This window comes from Colwellia sp. C1TZA3, from assembly GCF_007954265.1.
Lineage (GTDB): Bacteria > Pseudomonadota > Gammaproteobacteria > Enterobacterales > Alteromonadaceae > Cognaticolwellia.
On record NZ_VOLS01000072.1, the window covers coordinates 1 to 17,289 of the forward strand.

General features: G+C 41.1%; 17 protein-coding genes. All 17 read left to right on the plus strand.

Features of this window, described 5'->3' with window-relative positions:
- Positions 1-539 precede the first annotated feature (539 nt).
- The 17 genes from ESZ39_RS15700 to flhB all read left to right on the plus strand — a co-directional run bounded on the left by ESZ39_RS15700 (position 540) and on the right by flhB (position 17,043).
- Positions 540-1,748 (plus strand): sensor histidine kinase, encoded by a 1,209-nt coding sequence (locus ESZ39_RS15700; protein ID WP_146880868.1) that lies wholly within the window; start codon positions 540-542, stop codon positions 1,746-1,748.
- The gene (locus ESZ39_RS15705; RefSeq protein ID WP_146880869.1) at positions 1,735-3,075 is read left to right on the plus strand and encodes a sigma-54-dependent transcriptional regulator; all 1,341 of its coding nucleotides are present in this window, start codon (positions 1,735-1,737) and stop codon (positions 3,073-3,075) included. Before ESZ39_RS15700 ends, ESZ39_RS15705 begins: the two co-directional genes overlap by 14 nt.
- Positions 3,076-3,324: 249 nt before the next feature.
- Complete coding sequence (gene fliE, locus ESZ39_RS15710) at positions 3,325-3,669, plus strand: flagellar hook-basal body complex protein FliE (protein WP_146880870.1); 345 nt, start codon at positions 3,325-3,327, stop codon at positions 3,667-3,669.
- A gap of 47 nt (positions 3,670-3,716) precedes the next feature.
- Positions 3,717-5,438 carry a flagellar basal-body MS-ring/collar protein FliF gene (gene fliF, locus ESZ39_RS15715; protein ID WP_146880871.1) on the plus strand — a complete coding sequence of 574 codons (1,722 nt, stop codon included), beginning with the start codon at positions 3,717-3,719 and terminating at the stop codon, positions 5,436-5,438.
- Positions 5,431-6,483 carry a flagellar motor switch protein FliG gene (fliG, locus tag ESZ39_RS15720; RefSeq protein ID WP_146880872.1) on the plus strand — a complete coding sequence of 351 codons (1,053 nt, stop codon included), beginning with the start codon at positions 5,431-5,433 and terminating at the stop codon, positions 6,481-6,483. The genes fliF and fliG overlap by 8 nt, the downstream gene beginning before the upstream one ends.
- 24 nt (positions 6,484-6,507) lie before the next feature.
- Complete coding sequence (fliH, locus tag ESZ39_RS15725; protein ID WP_146880873.1) at positions 6,508-7,302, plus strand: flagellar assembly protein FliH; 795 nt, start codon at positions 6,508-6,510, stop codon at positions 7,300-7,302.
- 146 nt (positions 7,303-7,448) lie between these two features.
- The gene (gene fliI, locus ESZ39_RS15730) at positions 7,449-8,816 is read left to right on the plus strand and encodes a flagellar protein export ATPase FliI (RefSeq protein WP_146880874.1); all 1,368 of its coding nucleotides are present in this window, start codon (positions 7,449-7,451) and stop codon (positions 8,814-8,816) included.
- A 15-nt stretch (positions 8,817-8,831) separates the two neighbouring features.
- Positions 8,832-9,266, plus strand: a complete 435-nt coding sequence (fliJ, locus tag ESZ39_RS15735) for a flagellar export protein FliJ (protein WP_146880875.1) — start codon at positions 8,832-8,834, stop codon at positions 9,264-9,266.
- 454 nt (positions 9,267-9,720) lie between these two features.
- Complete coding sequence (locus tag ESZ39_RS15740) at positions 9,721-11,253, plus strand: flagellar hook-length control protein FliK (protein WP_146880876.1); 1,533 nt, start codon at positions 9,721-9,723, stop codon at positions 11,251-11,253.
- Positions 11,254-11,355: 102 nt separating this feature from the next.
- On the plus strand, positions 11,356-11,883 hold the full coding sequence (gene fliL, locus ESZ39_RS15745) for a flagellar basal body-associated protein FliL (RefSeq protein ID WP_146880877.1): 528 nt from the start codon (positions 11,356-11,358) through the stop codon (positions 11,881-11,883).
- Between the two features lie 129 nt (positions 11,884-12,012).
- Positions 12,013-13,068: a flagellar motor switch protein FliM gene (gene fliM / locus ESZ39_RS15750; RefSeq protein ID WP_146880878.1), complete on the plus strand. Its 1,056-nt coding sequence runs from the start codon at positions 12,013-12,015 to the stop codon at positions 13,066-13,068.
- Between the two features lie 137 nt (positions 13,069-13,205).
- Complete coding sequence (fliN, locus tag ESZ39_RS15755; protein WP_146880879.1) at positions 13,206-13,598, plus strand: flagellar motor switch protein FliN; 393 nt, start codon at positions 13,206-13,208, stop codon at positions 13,596-13,598.
- A 6-nt stretch (positions 13,599-13,604) separates the two neighbouring features.
- Positions 13,605-14,075 (plus strand): flagellar biosynthetic protein FliO, encoded by a 471-nt coding sequence (fliO, locus tag ESZ39_RS15760; RefSeq protein ID WP_146880880.1) that lies wholly within the window; start codon positions 13,605-13,607, stop codon positions 14,073-14,075.
- Entirely contained in the window at positions 14,059-14,856 is a 798-nt protein-coding gene (gene fliP / locus ESZ39_RS15765; protein WP_146880881.1) for a flagellar type III secretion system pore protein FliP, read from the plus strand. Before fliO ends, fliP begins: the two co-directional genes overlap by 17 nt.
- Entirely contained in the window at positions 14,856-15,125 is a 270-nt protein-coding gene (fliQ, locus tag ESZ39_RS15770) for a flagellar biosynthesis protein FliQ (protein ID WP_146880882.1), read from the plus strand. The genes fliP and fliQ overlap by 1 nt, the downstream gene beginning before the upstream one ends.
- A gap of 2 nt (positions 15,126-15,127) precedes the next feature.
- Positions 15,128-15,913 (plus strand): flagellar biosynthetic protein FliR, encoded by a 786-nt coding sequence (gene fliR / locus ESZ39_RS15775; protein WP_146880883.1) that lies wholly within the window; start codon positions 15,128-15,130, stop codon positions 15,911-15,913.
- Positions 15,913-17,043: a flagellar biosynthesis protein FlhB gene (gene flhB, locus ESZ39_RS15780; protein ID WP_146880884.1), complete on the plus strand. Its 1,131-nt coding sequence runs from the start codon at positions 15,913-15,915 to the stop codon at positions 17,041-17,043. The genes fliR and flhB overlap by 1 nt, the downstream gene beginning before the upstream one ends.
- Positions 17,044-17,289 lie beyond the last annotated feature (246 nt).

Below are 17,289 nucleotides of genomic sequence, written 5' to 3' on the forward strand. Positions count from 1 at the left end.
GTTGCCACCCGTAGGCCCGATGTAGGTTGGACTTTAGTCCATCAAGTTAAATGAAATTTAACCGTTTTGGGCACAAATCCCGATAAACAAAACAATACTCACAGTAAATGTTTGTTAACCCATCACATTAATCGCCCGCTTAACCGTTGACGGACTAAAGTCCGACCTACAAAGCAATCGCCCAACGCTACATTATCACCCGTAGGTTTTATGTAGGCTTAACGCAGGTTGGACTTCAGTCCATCAAGTTAAATGAAATTTAACGGTTGTTGGTGTCAATATCTGATCTGCATTGGTAAGCATTAATTAGCATTGAAATTATTTTAAGTGTACAGGCGATTTCCTTTCGTCAAATGGCAATAGCGCTGATTTAAGTGTGGATGTGCAGGCTTTTTCTTACTGTTTCTTGGCTTCAGCCATTTTATTGACAGCAAATATCAATCAAAATAACTAGCTTTAGTTACTGAATAATATGAGTTTAATTGGTTGGCATAGTTCATGCTTTGTTCGAGTGTACTTCTTTACTCGGGTAAAATATTATGGCACTTGCCTATTCGACATCGACCAACTCTTCTTCAGCCAACCCTGCGCTGAATCGTGTAGTAACTTCATTTGATGAGGTTAGTTTTAAACGCGAGCAATCCAATCGATTAGAAAGTGAAAGCTACGCGGGTGAATTGGCGTACTTACGTCAACAAAATAAACAGCTACAACACGTTATTGATGTTATGCCAACTGGGATGATTATGCTCGATGGCAACGGTATTGTAGTGAAAATTAACGATACCGCTAAACGTTTGCTTGATGAGCCCATTTTGGGGCAGCCTTGGTTTGGTGTGATTAAACGCTCTTTTAAACCCCGAGCTGATGATTGGCATGAGGTTTCTTTAAATGATGGTCGCCGGGTTAAGTTGGAAATTACCACTTTAGGTGGCCAACCTGGGCAGTTAATTATGATCACCGACTTAACTGAAACAAGACTCTTACAAGATAAGCTTGGCCAACTACAGCGACTGTCGTCTTTAGGGCGTATGGTGTCAAAATTGGCGCATCAAATTCGTACGCCACTATCGGCTGCGATGTTGTACGGTGCTAATTTACGAAATAAAAAACTTACTGATGATGCACGGATTAATTTTCAAGATAAATTAATGCTACGTTTACATGATTTAGAACAGCAAGTTAACGACATGTTGCTGTTTGCTAAAAGTGGCAGTAAAGCCGTTGTTGAACCCGTCAATATTAATCAACTTATTGAGCAAGCCAAACAAGCAATTGAGCCACAAGTGAGTCAAGCTGGTGCAAAAGTTAAACTAAATTTTTGTCAACAAGGTGGTGAGATCTTAGGCAATACTAGTGCCTTGTCAGGGGCAATTCAAAACTTAATACACAATAGTTTATCGGTAATTAAAGCTGATGCGGTTATCGACATTAGTGCTTACTGTCAGGGCGAATATGGCTATATTAGTGTTCGTGATAACGGTCCTGGTATCAGCGGCGAGCTTGCTGATAAAATATTCGAACCTTTTTATACCTCAAGAAGTCAAGGCACAGGCTTAGGCCTAGCGGTGGTGAAATCAGTAACTAACGCCCACCAAGGTGAAGTTAGCTTGTTAAGTCAACCGGGTGAAGGGGCGCATTTTTGTATGAAAATACCGCTACTGGTGAGTGAAGACCCTACCGCCGCATTGACAGGTTGTGAAAACGATACATTTTTGTCTAAGGAGCTTAGTCATGAGCACAAGTAAAATCATGGTAGTTGAAGATGATGCCGGACTTAGAGAGGCACTTGTTGATACTTTGCTGTTGGCGGGCTATCAATGTTTAGCCGTAGATTCAGGTGAAGACGCACTGATAAAACTTAAGTCGCACAACGTCGATTTAGTGGTCAGTGATGTGCAAATGGGTGGCATGTCAGGACTTTCGTTACTAAAAAGTATTCGCCATAATTATCCAAAATTACCCGTATTGATCATGACCGCGTATGGCACCATTGATGATGCCGTACAAGCGATGCGAGACGGTGCGCGTAATTATATGGCAAAACCTTTTGCGCCCGAAGTCTTACTGAATATGGTTAGCCAGTATGTGCCGTTACAAGTTAATGATGGTTGCGATCCCGTGGTGTCTGATGCCCAAAGTCTTGAGTTATTAAAACTCGCCAAAAAAGTGGCTAATACCGAAGCCTCTGTTATGGTTTTGGGGCCTAGTGGCTCAGGTAAAGAAGTGCTGGCACAATATATTCACAATCAATCGCCACGTAGCCAAGCGCCTTTTGTGGCGATTAATTGTGCTGCTATTCCTGAGAACATGCTTGAAGCTACTTTATTTGGTTATGAAAAAGGTGCTTTTACCGGCGCTATTCAAGCTTGCCCAGGTAAGTTTGAACAAGCGCAAGGTGGTACCATTTTACTTGATGAAATAACGGAAATGGACTTAGGTTTGCAAGCAAAAATTTTACGCGTGTTGCAAGAGCGAGAAGTAGAGCGCATAGGTGGACGCAAAACCATCAGCTTAGACGTTAGAGTAATAGCCACCAGTAACCGCGATTTAAAAGCCGCTGTGCAAAACGGTATTTTTAGAGAAGATTTATATTATCGACTGAATGTATTTCCATTAACCTGGTTACCACTGAATGAGCGCCGAGATGATATTCTGCCATTGGCGACTCATCTTATTAGCCGTATTTGTCAAAAAGACGGTAACGTTATTCCTGAATTTACCGCCGCCGCGCGCAGTAAATTATTGGCTTATGACTGGCCGGGTAATGTACGAGAGTTAGACAACGTTATTCAACGGGCGTTAATTTTACAAAGCGATCGTTGTATTGATGCCAATGATTTATTGATTGATGATTTTGAAACACCCAAAGTGGAAAGTGAGGCAGTAGACGCTGCAAAAAATGACAAATTAGGCAGTGAACTTAAATTACAAGAACATCAAATAATATTAGATACCTTGCACGCTTGTCGTGGCAGTCGTAAAGATGTGGCGGAGCGTTTAGGTATTAGTGCACGGACCTTACGTTATAAAATTGCCCGCATGCGTGATAGTGGTATTAATATACCACTTTAAAAAATGGCCTTAGCCCTGCTTGTAACAAAAAAACGACGCCTTTAACGTCGTTTTTTTCGTTTGATTCAATATTTATCTCTATTTATTTATTGTTATCTTATATTTGATTTTAAAGCCTTTTTAAAGATATTTTAGCTTTTATATCAGGTGATTTTTTCAATATTTTACGATATTATTTAGCTTGGCACTATGCTTGCTTTAACCTTAGGTAACACTAAGTAACAAGAAATTGACGTAAGCGAGATAGCCATGGATATTAAAACTAATTCTTTATACGCCCAAATGCAAAGCATGTCGATGGAAGCTATGGGTAATAGACTACCGATAGGTGAAGCAAATGGCATGGGCACACCACCGGTGAGCAAAGCTGGTGGTGACTTTGGTAGCTTGTTAAAAGATGCTGTAAATAATGTCAATGAACTACAACAAGATGCTGGTGCAAAGCGTACCGCTTTTGAGCTTGGCGATCGCAATGTTACTTTGGCTGATACCATGATTACGGCGTCAAAGGCTGGTATTGCTTTCGATGCGACAATTCAGGTGCGTAATAAATTTGTTGAAGCTTATAAAGAAATTATGAGTATGCCGGTATAGCGGCTCAGTTGTTAAGCATAAAATGATAGTGATGCGGAGAGAAGTAAGTGGCAGATTCAACAAACAACACAAATTTAATGCTGGCAGATGGTAACAATGACTTAGTCGCCAGAGATGGTGCCGATGACGTTGGTGAACAAAAATCAGGCTTAGCCGCTGCCATGGGTAATGTTGACTTCCTGCGTCAAATTACCATAGTGATTGCGTTAGCGATTTGTTTCGCGATTGCTGTTTTTGTTATTATGCTCGCTAATCAACCAGAATACCGCTTTTTAACTAAACTGCCCACCGAACAACTGATTAAAACCATGGATTTTTTAGACAGTAATCAAGTTGAATACCGTCAAGAAAACAACACAATATCGGTAGAAAGTGACGAATACCAAAGTGCTAAGCTCATGCTAGCCCGTGGTGGATTAAGTGATGCGCCTTCTGAAGGTAGCGAAATTCTTATGCAAGACATGGGATTTGGTGTTAGTCAACGTCTTGAAACTGAGCGTTTAAAACACTCTCGAGAGCAACAACTTGCTCGGACAATCGAAGAGTTAAAGTCTATCTCACGGGCGCGGGTGTTACTTGCTATTCCACGTGAAAATGTTTTTGCTAAACGTGAAAAAAACCCATCGGCTACTGTGGTACTGACTTTGCGTCGTGGTCGCCTGATGTCTGAAGAAGAAGTTGACGCGGTAGTAGATATCGTGGCATCAGCAGTACAAAGCCTTTCGCCTAATCGAGTGACGGTGACCGATCAAAACGGTCGATTACTCAATTCTGGCTCACAAGACTCTGTCTCGTCACGCTCGCGTAAAGAATTTGAAATTGAACAAAAACGTGAAGCAGAATATATGGATAAGATTGATTCAATCTTAATTCCAGTGGTAGGTTTGGGCAACTTTACCGCGCAAGTTGACGTGGCTATGGACTTTACCAACACCGAAGAAACTCAACGGCGTTATAACTCAGATTTACCCGCTTTGCGCAGCGAAATGAAGGTGGAAGATAATACTATTGGTGGCTTACTTGGCGGTATTCCAGGCGCGTTAACTAATCAGCCACCGCTCGACAGCAATATTCCCGAAGATGCTACGGGTAATGCCCAACAACGTAGTATGCCAGGCCGTAAACATACTGAGTCGACACGTAACTATGAACTCGATGAGGCTATTAGCTACACCAAGCAGCAAACTGGCGTTATTCATCGTATTAGTGTCTCTGTTGCTTTAGATTACTTATCTGAGCTAAATGCTCAAGGCGAGCCTGTGCCAACGCCACGCTCTGTCCAAGAAATGGCTAATATTCGTCGTTTATTGCAAGGCAGTATTGGCTTTAATTTACAACGTGGTGACTCATTAGAAGTAGTGACTTTACCGTTTTCTCGTCCAGAAATTATCGCTGTAGAGCCACTACCTTTGTGGAAAGATCCCACTATTTATAAATATGCAAAATTACTTGGGGCAGTTATCTTAATTGCTACGCTGTTTGTTGCGGTCGTTCGTCCGATGTTAAAACGCCTAATTCACCCCGAAAAAACCCCGAGTGACTATGGTGATAAGTCACTCGATAGCCATATCGATTTGGGTGATGAGACCATGGACATGTTAACATCTGATTTCGATGCTGATGCGATTGGCTTTGCTCCCGACGGTAGTTTACAATTGCCTGATTTACACCGCGATGGCGATGTATTAAAGGCAGTACGGGCATTAGTGGCAAACGAGCCAGAGTTATCATCGCAGGTAGTTAAAAGTTGGTTAACCGAAAATGAGTGATGAAAATCAAGAATTAGCAGAGCAACAATCCTCTGGGTATGACGTCAATAAACTTGATGGTGCCGAAAAAGCCGCAATTTTATTGTTGAGCCTTTCAGAAGAAGACGCTGCACAAATACTAAAACACTTAGAGCCGAAGCAAGTGCAAAAAGTGGGTATGATCATGGCCGGTATGGAAGATTTTACTCAACAAAAAATCACGGCAGTGCATAAGTTGTTTATTAACGAAATTCAAAATTTCTCCACCATTGGTTTTAAAAGTGAAGAGTTTGTCCGCAAAGCATTAACTGCCGCATTAGGCGAAGATAAAGCCGGTAACCTTATTGATCAAATTATTAAGGGTGGCGGTGCTAAGGGTCTTGATTCTCTGAAATGGATGGACTCGAAGCAAGTGGCGAATATTATTCGCAATGAACATCCTCAAATTCAAACTATCGTTTTATCTTACCTTGAACCGGATCAATCAGCCGAAATACTGACCCAGTTCGCTGACAAAGTGCGCTTGGACCTGATGATGCGTATTGCCAATTTAGAAGAGGTTCAACCCGCGGCCTTACAAGAATTAAATGAGATCATGGAGAAACAATTCGCCGGTCAAGCGGGGGCACAAGCCGCGAAAATGGGCGGCTTGAAAGCAGCTGCAGATATCATGAATTATTTAGACAACAATGTTGAAGGCACCTTGATGGCTTCAATTCGCGAACATGACGAAGAAATGAGTCAGCAAATACAAGATTTAATGTTTGTTTTTGAAAACCTTGCCGATGTTGATGACCGAGGTATTCAAGCCATTTTAAGAGAAGTGCAGCAAGATGCGCTAATGAAAGCAATAAAAGGTGCTGACGAAGCCTTAAAAGAAAAAATTATGGCTAATATGTCGAAACGTGCTGCCGAAATGCTAGCTGACGATCTGGAAGTGATGGGACCGGTGCGTATTAGTGAAGTTGAAGCGGCGCAAAAAGAAATTTTGGCGGTTGCTCATCGCTTATCTGACGCAGGTGAAATTATGCTAGGTGGCGGCGGTGGCGGCGATGAATTCTTATAATCAAAAGTGTGAGAGTGTAAAATAATGGCACCAAATTCTGAGCCAAGCACTGGGGCAATAGCCACAAAAAAAACTGAAAAAGTTGATACCTGGTCAGCACCGGGTTTACAACCAGATGAAGATGAGAACGTTAGTAAAACTAATGCATTAGGTAAGGCTATGAACTGGCGCTATGAGCCGCCAGAAGAGACAGAAGTGAATGAGCCTGTGCCACTAACGGCACAAGATATAGAGGACATTCGTCAAGCGGCATTTGAAGAAGGCTTTAGTGAGGGCAAAGCAGACGGTTTTGCTACCGGCTTTGATGAAGGTAAAACCAGTGGTCATGAAGCCGGTTTAACTTCAGGTAATGAAGAAGGTGTGAGACAAGGTTTAGCCGAAGGTAAAGAAACCAGTGCACAGCAAATCGCAGCGATGCAAACTCTATTAGACCAATTACATCAACCTTTGCTTAACGTTGAGAAAAATGTTGAGGCGCAATTATTACAGTTAGTCGTGCAATTAACCCAAGCGGTGACTAAGCATGAAGCGAAAACCAACCCAGATATTTTACTATCGGCTATCGCTGAAGGTATTAAGGCCTTACCGGCACAAGAGTCTCAAACCCAAATTTTATTGCATCCCACAGACATTAAATTAGTAGAGCAACAATTTGGTGCCACGCATATTCAAGAACAAGGTTGGCGCTTACTGGCCGCTCCGCAATTAAGCCCTGGGAGTTGCCAAATCGAAAACAGTACCTCTAATATTGATCTGAGTGTTAAATCGCGCTTGAACGAGGTTTTGGACTCATTTTTACAAGAAGCTTTATATCAATAAACTGGAGATCAATAAAAAATAAGTCATCAACCTTACTCAAATAAACCCTACTCAAATGAATCTTGCACAAATGAACACGACACAAATAAACCGGGTAACGATAAATATTGTCCCACTAAACTTTATTAATAAGTGTAAAAATTTCTATGGTTGATATCAATCGCATAACTGAACGTTTAAAAAATAGTGAAAAATTTATTCACCCGCACAGTGTCTCTGTGGCTGGGCGTTTAGTGCGTGTGGTGGGCTTAACTTTAGAAGCGGTTGGCGTTAAAGCCGCAGTGGGTAGCCAATGTTTGGTGGAAACATCACAAGGTGATCTTATTGCTGAAATTGTTGGCTTTGCCCAAGATATAACTTTTTTGATGCCAGAGCAAAGCTTGCAAGGGGTATTACCTGGGGCGCGTGTCGTGCCTTTATCGACTAAAGCACGTCTGCCCTTATCAATGGACTTGTTAGGCCGGGTTATTGACGGTGTTGGTAAACCACTTGACGATAAAGGGCCGATTAAGGCATCTGATAGTTATCAATATGACAGTAAACCGATTAATCCCTTATCACGACGTGCAATTACAGAGCCGCTAGATGTTGGTGTGCGTTCGATTAACAGCTTTTTAACCGTTGGTGTTGGGCAACGAATGGGTTTGTTTGCTGGCTCAGGTGTCGGTAAAAGTGTGCTATTAGGTATGATGACACGTGGTACAAACGCTGATGTTATTGTGGTGGGGTTAATTGGTGAGCGTGGCCGAGAAGTTAAAGAGTTTATTGAAGAAATTTTAGGTGAAGAGGGGCGTGCACGTTCTGTTGTGGTGGCAGCACCGGCTGATAATTCAGCGTTAATGCGGCTTAAAGGCTGTGAAACTGCCGTGCAGATCAGTGAATATTTTCGTGACCAGGGTTTAAATGTTTTATTACTAGTGGACTCATTAACGCGTTATGCACAAGCGCAACGCGAAATAGCGTTAGCGGTAGGCGAACCACCGGCCACTAAAGGTTATCCGCCATCGGTTTTCTCTAAATTACCCCAGCTCGTTGAACGAGCGGGTAATGGCGGTGATGGCCAAGGCTCAATCAGTGCATTTTTTACAGTCTTAACTGAAGGCGATGATTTACAAGACCCGATTGCTGATGCTGCCCGTGCCATTTTAGACGGTCATATTGTCTTGTCGCGAAAATTAGCCGATGCTGGGCATTATCCAGCGGTTGATATTGAAGGTTCGATTAGCCGAGTGATGCCGATGGTAACTAGCGAAGAACATCAACAACTTGCCAGACAATTACGACAAATTTATGCCTTATATCAAGAAAATAAAGATTTGATCGCCATTGGTGCCTACAGCCGAGGTACGGATCCAAGAATTGATCAATCAATTGACTTACAACCAGTTATTCAGTTTTTCTTACAGCAAAAAACGCTTGAAATCATCCCTTATGATCAAAGTTTAACCCAGCTACAGGAAGTCTTGGCGGCAGCGCAAGCTCATGCGAATAGAAATCAGTCGAACAATAACTAATAGGTTGCTAAACCGATGAAACAGCTGAACACCTTATACAAGTATGAACTTGATAAAGAACAAAAAGCCTCACAAGCATTACAAACGGCGGAGGTTGATTATGAACAAAATAAAGCGCGCTTAAAAAGTGTTAGTGATTATCGTTTGGAATATATGCGCCGGCTTAATGAGCGCTCAATAGCGGGTATTGATAGTGCAAGCTATAGCCATTTTCATGCTTTTATCGCGAAACTAGATAACGCCTCTCAACAGGTTAAAGTGGCGGTTCATCAAGCTAAAGCACTGGTTGAAACTCGAAGAAAACAATGGCTAGAGCAAAGACGAAAAATACAAGCGGTGGAATTACTGCGTGATAAAAAACTTGCCGCCTTGCAATTAGTCGCTAATAAAAAAGAACAAAAAATGTTTGATGAAATGGCGACACAACAATTTGTTCGCCGACGCCGTTAAACTCCAGCCGTTTAATATTAAAACCTACTAGATTGACGACTTGAGCAAAGCCCATGAGTAGTAACACTCAAATTCAAGACCAGTCATTACTGCTGACATACACTCAGTTTATTTTAATTTTAGCGCTAAAATTGTAGATTGAGGTGGGGGCGATTTATAGGGATAAGCCGGTAGAAAAATGTCTGAACATATTGTTGAGTAATAGCTGACGTATGCCAAGGCGTACAAAAAATAACGTTATTAGGTAAAGCATTTTAAGTGGAGCAATTAATTAATCTGTTGGTAATTAATATGGCTTTATTTTTAGTCTGGACTTATTTGGACTGTATTTTTAAAAAACTTTTAAAGATATTTTTGGAATGAATATTGCTTAAATAACGAAAGACTACGATAGAGTAACGAAAGAAAAAATTTATTAACTTGCGCTTAAGTCTACGTTTAAGAAAGGTCTGTTATGTCTCAAATGAATTTATTGTCTGCTGATGCTGGCCAAAGCCCTGATAACCATGGCGCTAAGGTTGGAGTATCAATAAAAAGTGAAGCTAAAAGTAATGCATTTAATGATGCGATGGCGCAACACTACTCCAGAAAAAAAGCGGAAGCATCAGAGAAAAATGCTGAGCCCTATGGCAATTTTGCGTCTAAAGCGGCAGAACAACACCAACAGGCTTTAAAAAGCGAGCGTTTATCAAAAGCCAATGAAGCCGAGGATGGCCATACTTTACCGGTGCCAATTTCTCCTCATAGTGAACTGGGTGTGAAAAATGAGCTACAAGTGCCTAGCAATAAGCCAACAACTTACCTTGGTTTTCAAGCTGAATCTGCCGTAAATAAAGTCCAAAGTAGCTTAGCTACTGATGTCGAAAATGATGACGCGGTTGATTTATTAAAAATGTTAAGTGGTGCAGAGCAATTATTGAAAAAACCTGCAGCAAATAATAGCGCAGCAGGCGTAATGCCGGGCAAGGCTACATCAGGTGATAGGCAAATAACAGCAGCAACCGGTACAAGGTCATTAGCTAATGAGCAAGGGGTCACTGATGATGCCGAGCTATTAGCCAAGCAAGCAGGTATAGAAGCCTTGACTGAAGAAGGCAAGGCCGCCTTAGAGAAAAATCAAGGTGTTGACCAAGCCACTAACCATGCAGCATTGCAAGATAATGCCAGCGATAAAGCTAGTGAATTTAAACGTGGTAGTGATAGCGCAGCAAGACAAACTCACCTCGTTAATCAAAGCACAGCTAGTGTGGTGACGACATCGGCTACAGAGATAAAACTTGATGTTAATCATAAAGCGGTGGTAAATGAAGACATTGATAAAGTAGCCAGCACCATGCTTGAGCCACAAAAGTTTTCTAAGATTGAGAATGACAAGTTAACACCACAAGCTGATAAAGTTGCTTCAGCTTTTAACCAAACACTAGACAATCAAGCCCAGCCCATCGCAAGTGCTGCCGAGTTGGTGGCTGCCCAGCAAGAGCAAAGTTTTGAAAGTACGGTCAATCAATTAACCACAAATACTCCCTCACCATCAAAATCAATTTCTGCTATGCAGGTCGAAACTATGGCCATTTACCGCAAAGATTTTGCCGACGCTGTTAAAGATAAAGTGATGGTGATGATTAATCAAAAAATTCAACAAGTGGAAATTCAACTTGACCCACCAGAGATGGGCAATATTCATGTACGAGTGAATTTACAAAATGAGCAAGCTGCTGTGCAATTTGTTGTGCAAAACCAACAAGCACGAGAGGCTTTAGAGCAAAATATGGGTAAGTTACGCGATATGCTGGCTGAAAGCGGTGTTGATGTTGGAGAGGCAAATATCGAACAGCGCGAAGCGAAAGAGCAAAGTGGCAATGGTTTTGATAATCAGGCTAGCAATGGTCAAAGCACTGAGTCAGCTGAAGACAATTTCAGTGAAAATGATCAGGCAATGGTGAATGTGTTCAAAGCTTCGTCAACGGGTATCGATTACTATGCTTAAATTCACTAATACACTGACAATACTTGATAAACCCTTTGGATTAGCAGCTATTCAACGATATAGTTTAACAATAGATATAAAAACTCTTCACAGGTAAGAATCATGGCCGACGAAAAAGAACTTGAGTTGGATAATCCAGCTAAGAAAAAAAAGCTGATTATCATTATCGCTATTGTTGTAATTTTGGCTATTGCTGGCGGTGTGGCTGCATTTTTTCTATTGGGTGGCGATGATGAGCTTTCACAAGCTGAGATTGATGGCGCTTTAGGTTCGGCAAGTGAAATGACAGCAACCGTAGGTGTTGAAATTGGCTCAGCCTTGTATGTTCCTATGCCAAGACATTTTCGTTTTAATGTACCAGGAGTTACTCGCGACCGCCTTGTCGAAATTCGTGTGCAATTGTTGGTACGGGGCGCTGAAAATGAAGAAGCGGCCAAAAAACATATACCGTTAATTGAAAGTGCGTTGTTGGGCGTTTTCTCGCAATCGAATGCGGATGTTCTAGCCACGAGTGCAGGAAAAATATCTTTAAAGCAAGCGTCTTTAGTGGCAGCTCAGGAAGTAATGACCGAAGTGGAGGGGAGTGCAATTGTTGAAAAAGTACTTTTTACCAGCTTTGTTATGCAGTAATAGCTTTAAATAAAAGCAGGCGTTAGTTGATTGATCGGTTAATTGAACTTTTGCTTAAACTGCTGATTAAGTTAACGGCTATGGTTTGTGAATAGTGTAACTAAACTAACAAGATAAAGAGACTATTGAGTGAGTGATTTATTATCTCAAGATGAAATTGATGCACTTTTACACGGTGTTGATGATGTTGAAGAAGAAGAAACTGTAGCGGACTCTGCTAAGTCAGGAGAGACATCTGATTATGATTTTTCTTCGCAAGATCGTCTTGTTCGTGGCCGCATGCCAACGCTAGAGATGATCAACGAACGTTTTGCACGTCATATGCGTATTAGTTTGTTCAATATGATGCGTCGTACCGCAGAGGTGTCTATTAACGGTATCCAAATGATTAAGTTTGGAGAATACGTACATACTTTATTTGTGCCAACGAGTTTGAATATGGTGCGCTTTCGGCCCTTAAAAGGTACCGCATTAATCACCATGGAAGCTCGGCTGGTGTTTATATTAGTGGATAATTTTTTTGGTGGTGATGGTCGATATCATGCAAAAATTGAGGGCCGCGAATTTACCCCTACTGAACGTCGCATCGTGCAGATGTTGTTAAAAATTATCTTTGAAGATTATAAAGTTGCCTGGTCACCGGTGATGGATGTTTCATTTGAATTTCTTGACTCAGAAGTTAATCCGTCAATGGCAAACATTGTTAGCCCGACTGAAGTGGTGGTCATTAGTTCTTTTCATATCGAACTTGATGGGGGTGGTGGCGATTTTCATGTTGTTTTACCCTATGCCATGTTGGAGCCTATTCGTGAATTACTTGATGCCGGTTTACAAACTGACAAAGAAGATACCGATATGCGTTGGTCAAAGGCTTTGCGTGATGAAGTTATGGATGTTTCGGTCGAGATATCAACTAAATTTATCGAAGTTACCCTGCCATTACAAAAAATTATGGACCTGAAAAAAGGTGACATTATTCCAATTGAAATGCCTGAGCATATTACTGTATTAGTAGAAAAATTACCGTCATTTAGGGCTAAACTTGGTCGAAGTCGCAATAACTTAGCGCTGAAGATAGAATCAAAAATTAAGCGTCCAGAATCCGTTAAATCAGAACTTACTATTTTGACTAAAGGTGGTAAGCGTTTAGACAGTGACGCAGAACTGCATTTATTAGACGATTAATTATAAAACAGCATTTATAGAACAGTATTTATAAAACAGTACTGATTAAATGTGGTGTAAAAACCGCATAATAAAAAGCAACAAATGAGTAACGTAAATCTTTTGACGTTACTCGATGAAAATTGAGGTAAAACAGCATGAGCACAGAAAACAAAGATGAATTAGGCATGTGGGATGAAGCGATGGATGAGCAAGCTAGCGCAGAGGCGGCTAAAGCGGTGGAACTGGAAGACTTAAAAGAAGACAGTGACACTATATCTGGTGAAGACAAGCGTAAGCTCGATGCGATTTTAGATATACCTGTCACTATTTCTATGGAAGTAGGGCGCAGTAATATTAGTATTCGAAATCTGTTACAACTGAACCAAGGCTCGGTGGTTGAACTTGACCGCGTTGCAGGTGAATCATTAGATGTCATGGTTAATGGTACTTTAATTGCTCATGGTGAAGTGGTTGTGGTTAACGATAAATTTGGTATCCGCTTGACTGACGTTATTAGCCAAGTTGAACGTATTAAAAAGTTAAAATAGCCACTAATGAAAAAAACTTTGTCAGTATTTTTTAGTTGCTTGGCTTTTGCAACCTTTGGCCACGCGCAAGCAGTTGTGAGCGATGTAAGCGATGTTACTTTAGTCGATGCTCCTGTTGAAGTGGGTAAGCATGTTGCCGCCAATATGGATGCTATGAGCATGATCTTGTCACTACTGATGGTGCTCGCTGTTATCATTATTAGTGCCATGATCTTAAAACGCTTTCAAGGCGTTAGTCAGACTCACCAAGGATTAAAAATAGTCACCAGTTTACACCTTGGATCCAAAGAGAAGTTAGTGGTGGTGCAAGCGGGAGATAAACAACTATTGTTGGGCGTTACTACGCAGCAAATTACCCTGTTAGAAACCCTCGATAAGCCTTTGGTGAATGCCAAAGAAAACAATGTTGATTTTGCTCAGTCGTTAGTAAAACTATTCAAACAAAAAGCGATAAAAAGCTATGATAAACAAAAATAAAAAATCATTATTATCGTTAAACAAAGTCGTAACTTTATTGTTTACGATTTTGTCGTTTTTACTCATTAGTAATACTAGTTTTGCGGCCGATGACCTCTCATTATCTGCGTTAACCTTGACCACTAATCCTGATGGCTCGCAAGAGTACTCAGTGACCTTACAAATATTAATTTTTATGACCGCGCTGAGTTTTATACCGGCAGCGGTGATCATGATGACGTCGTTTACCCGCATTGTGGTGGTAATGGCTATTTTACGGCAGGCCTTTGGTTTACAGCAAACGCCGTCTAATCAGGTGATTATTGGTATTACTTTGTTTATGACCTTATTTATTATGACGCCGGTTTATAACGAAATTAATGCCCGTGCGATTCAGCCTTATTTACAAGATCAATTAACCTCTGTTCAGGCGATTAATAAAGCGAAAGTACCATTGCGCGCCTTTATGTTAGAACAAACGCGGATTAAAGATCTTGATACCTTGGCGCAAATGGCGGGTATAACACAAGTTGATAAACCCACCGATTTACCGATGACAGTAATTATTCCAGCCTTTGTTATTAGTGAATTAAAAACAGCATTTCAAATCGGCTTTATGTTATTTATTCCATTTTTAATCATAGATTTGGTGGTGGCCAGTATTTTAATGGCGATGGGAATGATGATGCTATCGCCGATGATCGTATCGTTGCCATTTAAGTTAATGTTATTTGTGCTTATTGATGGCTGGAATTTAGTGATAGGCACACTAGCAACAAGTTACGGTATGGGAGCTACGTAATGGGTCCTGAGGTATTTGTTGATATTTTACGAGATGCGCTGTTTCTAGTGATTGTTCTAGTGAGTGCGGTTATTGTGCCAAGCCTGATCATTGGCTTGGTTGTCGCGGTATTCCAAGCGGCTACCTCGATAAATGAACAAACCTTGAGTTTTTTACCACGTTTAATTGTGACTTTGCTGTCTTTAATTATAGGCGGACATTGGTTGGTACAAAAATTAATGGACTATACCATTCGACTGATTGGCAGCATCCCTAGTGTAGTGAGTTAACCATGGAGTTCACGGAATCAATAATTAATCAAAGCATGGCTGATTTTTTGCTGCCGTTTACGCGTATTTCAGCCATGGTGATGTCAATGATAGGCTTAGGGGCAAAAGCCATTCCGGGGCGAGTAAAACTGTTTTTGTGCTTAGCGATTACTGTTGCGGTTATGCCGGCATTGCCGGCCACTCGTGTTGATAATATGTTTTCATTAGCGACCACTTTGCTTATTGGTGAGCAAATGATTATTGGCATCATGCTCGGCTTTGTTACTGTGATGGTGGTCAACACTTTTACCTTAGCAGGCCAGATTATTGCGATGCAAACTGGTTTAGGTTTTGCCTCGCTGGTTGATCCCGCCAGTGGCACAAGTGTGCCAGCGGTAGGTCAGTTCTTTTTAATTTTATCGTCATTGTTATTTTGGGCAATGGATGGCCACTTAGCTTATTTACAGTTTGTTGTTGCCAGTTTTGACACTATTCCTATTCCGGCCCCTGAATTTTCCAGTATTAAGTTTAAAGAAATTGCTCAATGGGGCGAATGGATGTTTGCCACTGCTTTGTCACTGGCTATTGCACCTTTAACGGCTATGTTATTAATTAACTTTTCATTTGGTATTATGACGCGAGCAGCGCCGCAATTAAATATTTTTGCTATCGGCTTTCCTGTCACCATGTGTGCAGGGCTATTAATTATGTGGTTAACCATGGGGAATTTCTATAGTCATTTTGTTATGCAGTGGCAACGGGCGCTAGATTTTAGCTGTTACCTGATTGATTGTGGAGCTGCGCCCTAATGGCTGAATCTGATAGTGGTGAAAAAACTGAAGAACCGACAGCGAAAAAACTGGCTGACGCGAGAAAAAAAGGTCAAATAGCGCGCTCAAAAGATTTAGGCACTATGTTTGTTTTAGTCGGTAGTGCGGCAGCAATCATGTTAATGGGTGATGCTTTGGTTGAGGGCTTAGCTAAGATGATGACACGTCTACTAAGTTTAAGCCGTAAAGAAACCATGGATGTGCATGCCTTGTATCAAATAGTTAGTGAGAGTATCAGTGCAATAACGGTACCTTTTCTTTGGATACATATTATTATTGTTATTGCGGCTTTCATTGGTAATATGCTGCTGGGCGGTATCAGTTTCTCTTGGGAAGCGATGGCCCCCAAAGCCAGTAAACTTTCGCCAATAGCCGGTTTTAAACGCATGTTTGGTGTGCAGTCCTATGTTGAACTTATTAAGTCGATTCTTAAATTTTTTGTGGTTTTTATTTCAGCATATTTGTTATTGAGTAGCTTGTTTGGCCAAATATTGAGTTTAAGCACGGAGAATATTCCGCATAATTTTGCTCATGCGGTGTCATTACTGATGTGGATGTTTTTAGCCTTAGCGTTCTCAATTGGCATTATCGTGGTTATTGATGCGCCCTATCAAGTGTGGAATCATAATCGGCAATTGAAAATGAGTATGCAAGAAATTAAAGATGAAATGAAAAACTCTGAAGGTAGCCCTGAAACAAAAGGTCGAATCAAAAGAGCGCAATATGAAATGTCACAACGGCGCATGATGCAAGATGTACCGCAATCTGATGTAGTGATCACCAACCCAAGCCATTATTCAGTAGCGCTTAAATATGACACTGAAGCCGGCGGTGCACCGGTATTGGTGGCTAAAGGTGTAGATGAAATGGCCTTACATATTCGCACTATTGCTAAAGAGCATAATATTGAGATTGTCGCATCTCCGGCTTTGGCTCGATCTTTATATTATACCGCAGAGCCCAATGAAGAGATCCCCGAACAATTATTTGCGGCAGTGGCGCAAATACTGGCCTTTATTTTTCAGCTCAGTGCCCATAAAAAAGGCCAGGCGCGACGGCCTAAACCGGTGGCCAAAAACTTACCGATCCCAGATGAATTTCGCTATTAGTCCTGTTTTTAAAAAAATCAGCGGTCAGACTTAAGAGAAAGCTATTAGCGGTCAGTTTTAAGATAAACAGCTGGTATTGCACGGGTCTGTTTTGCTTTTTAAAATCACCTATGAGTGCACTTATACCAATTTGATTAATTAAGTGATCACCTTTTTCATGAGGAAAAATGGATAAATACAAGGCATAAAATTTAGTCAGTAGTTATTCACCTTATAAATTTTATAACGCTGTAGTTATTCATTTTA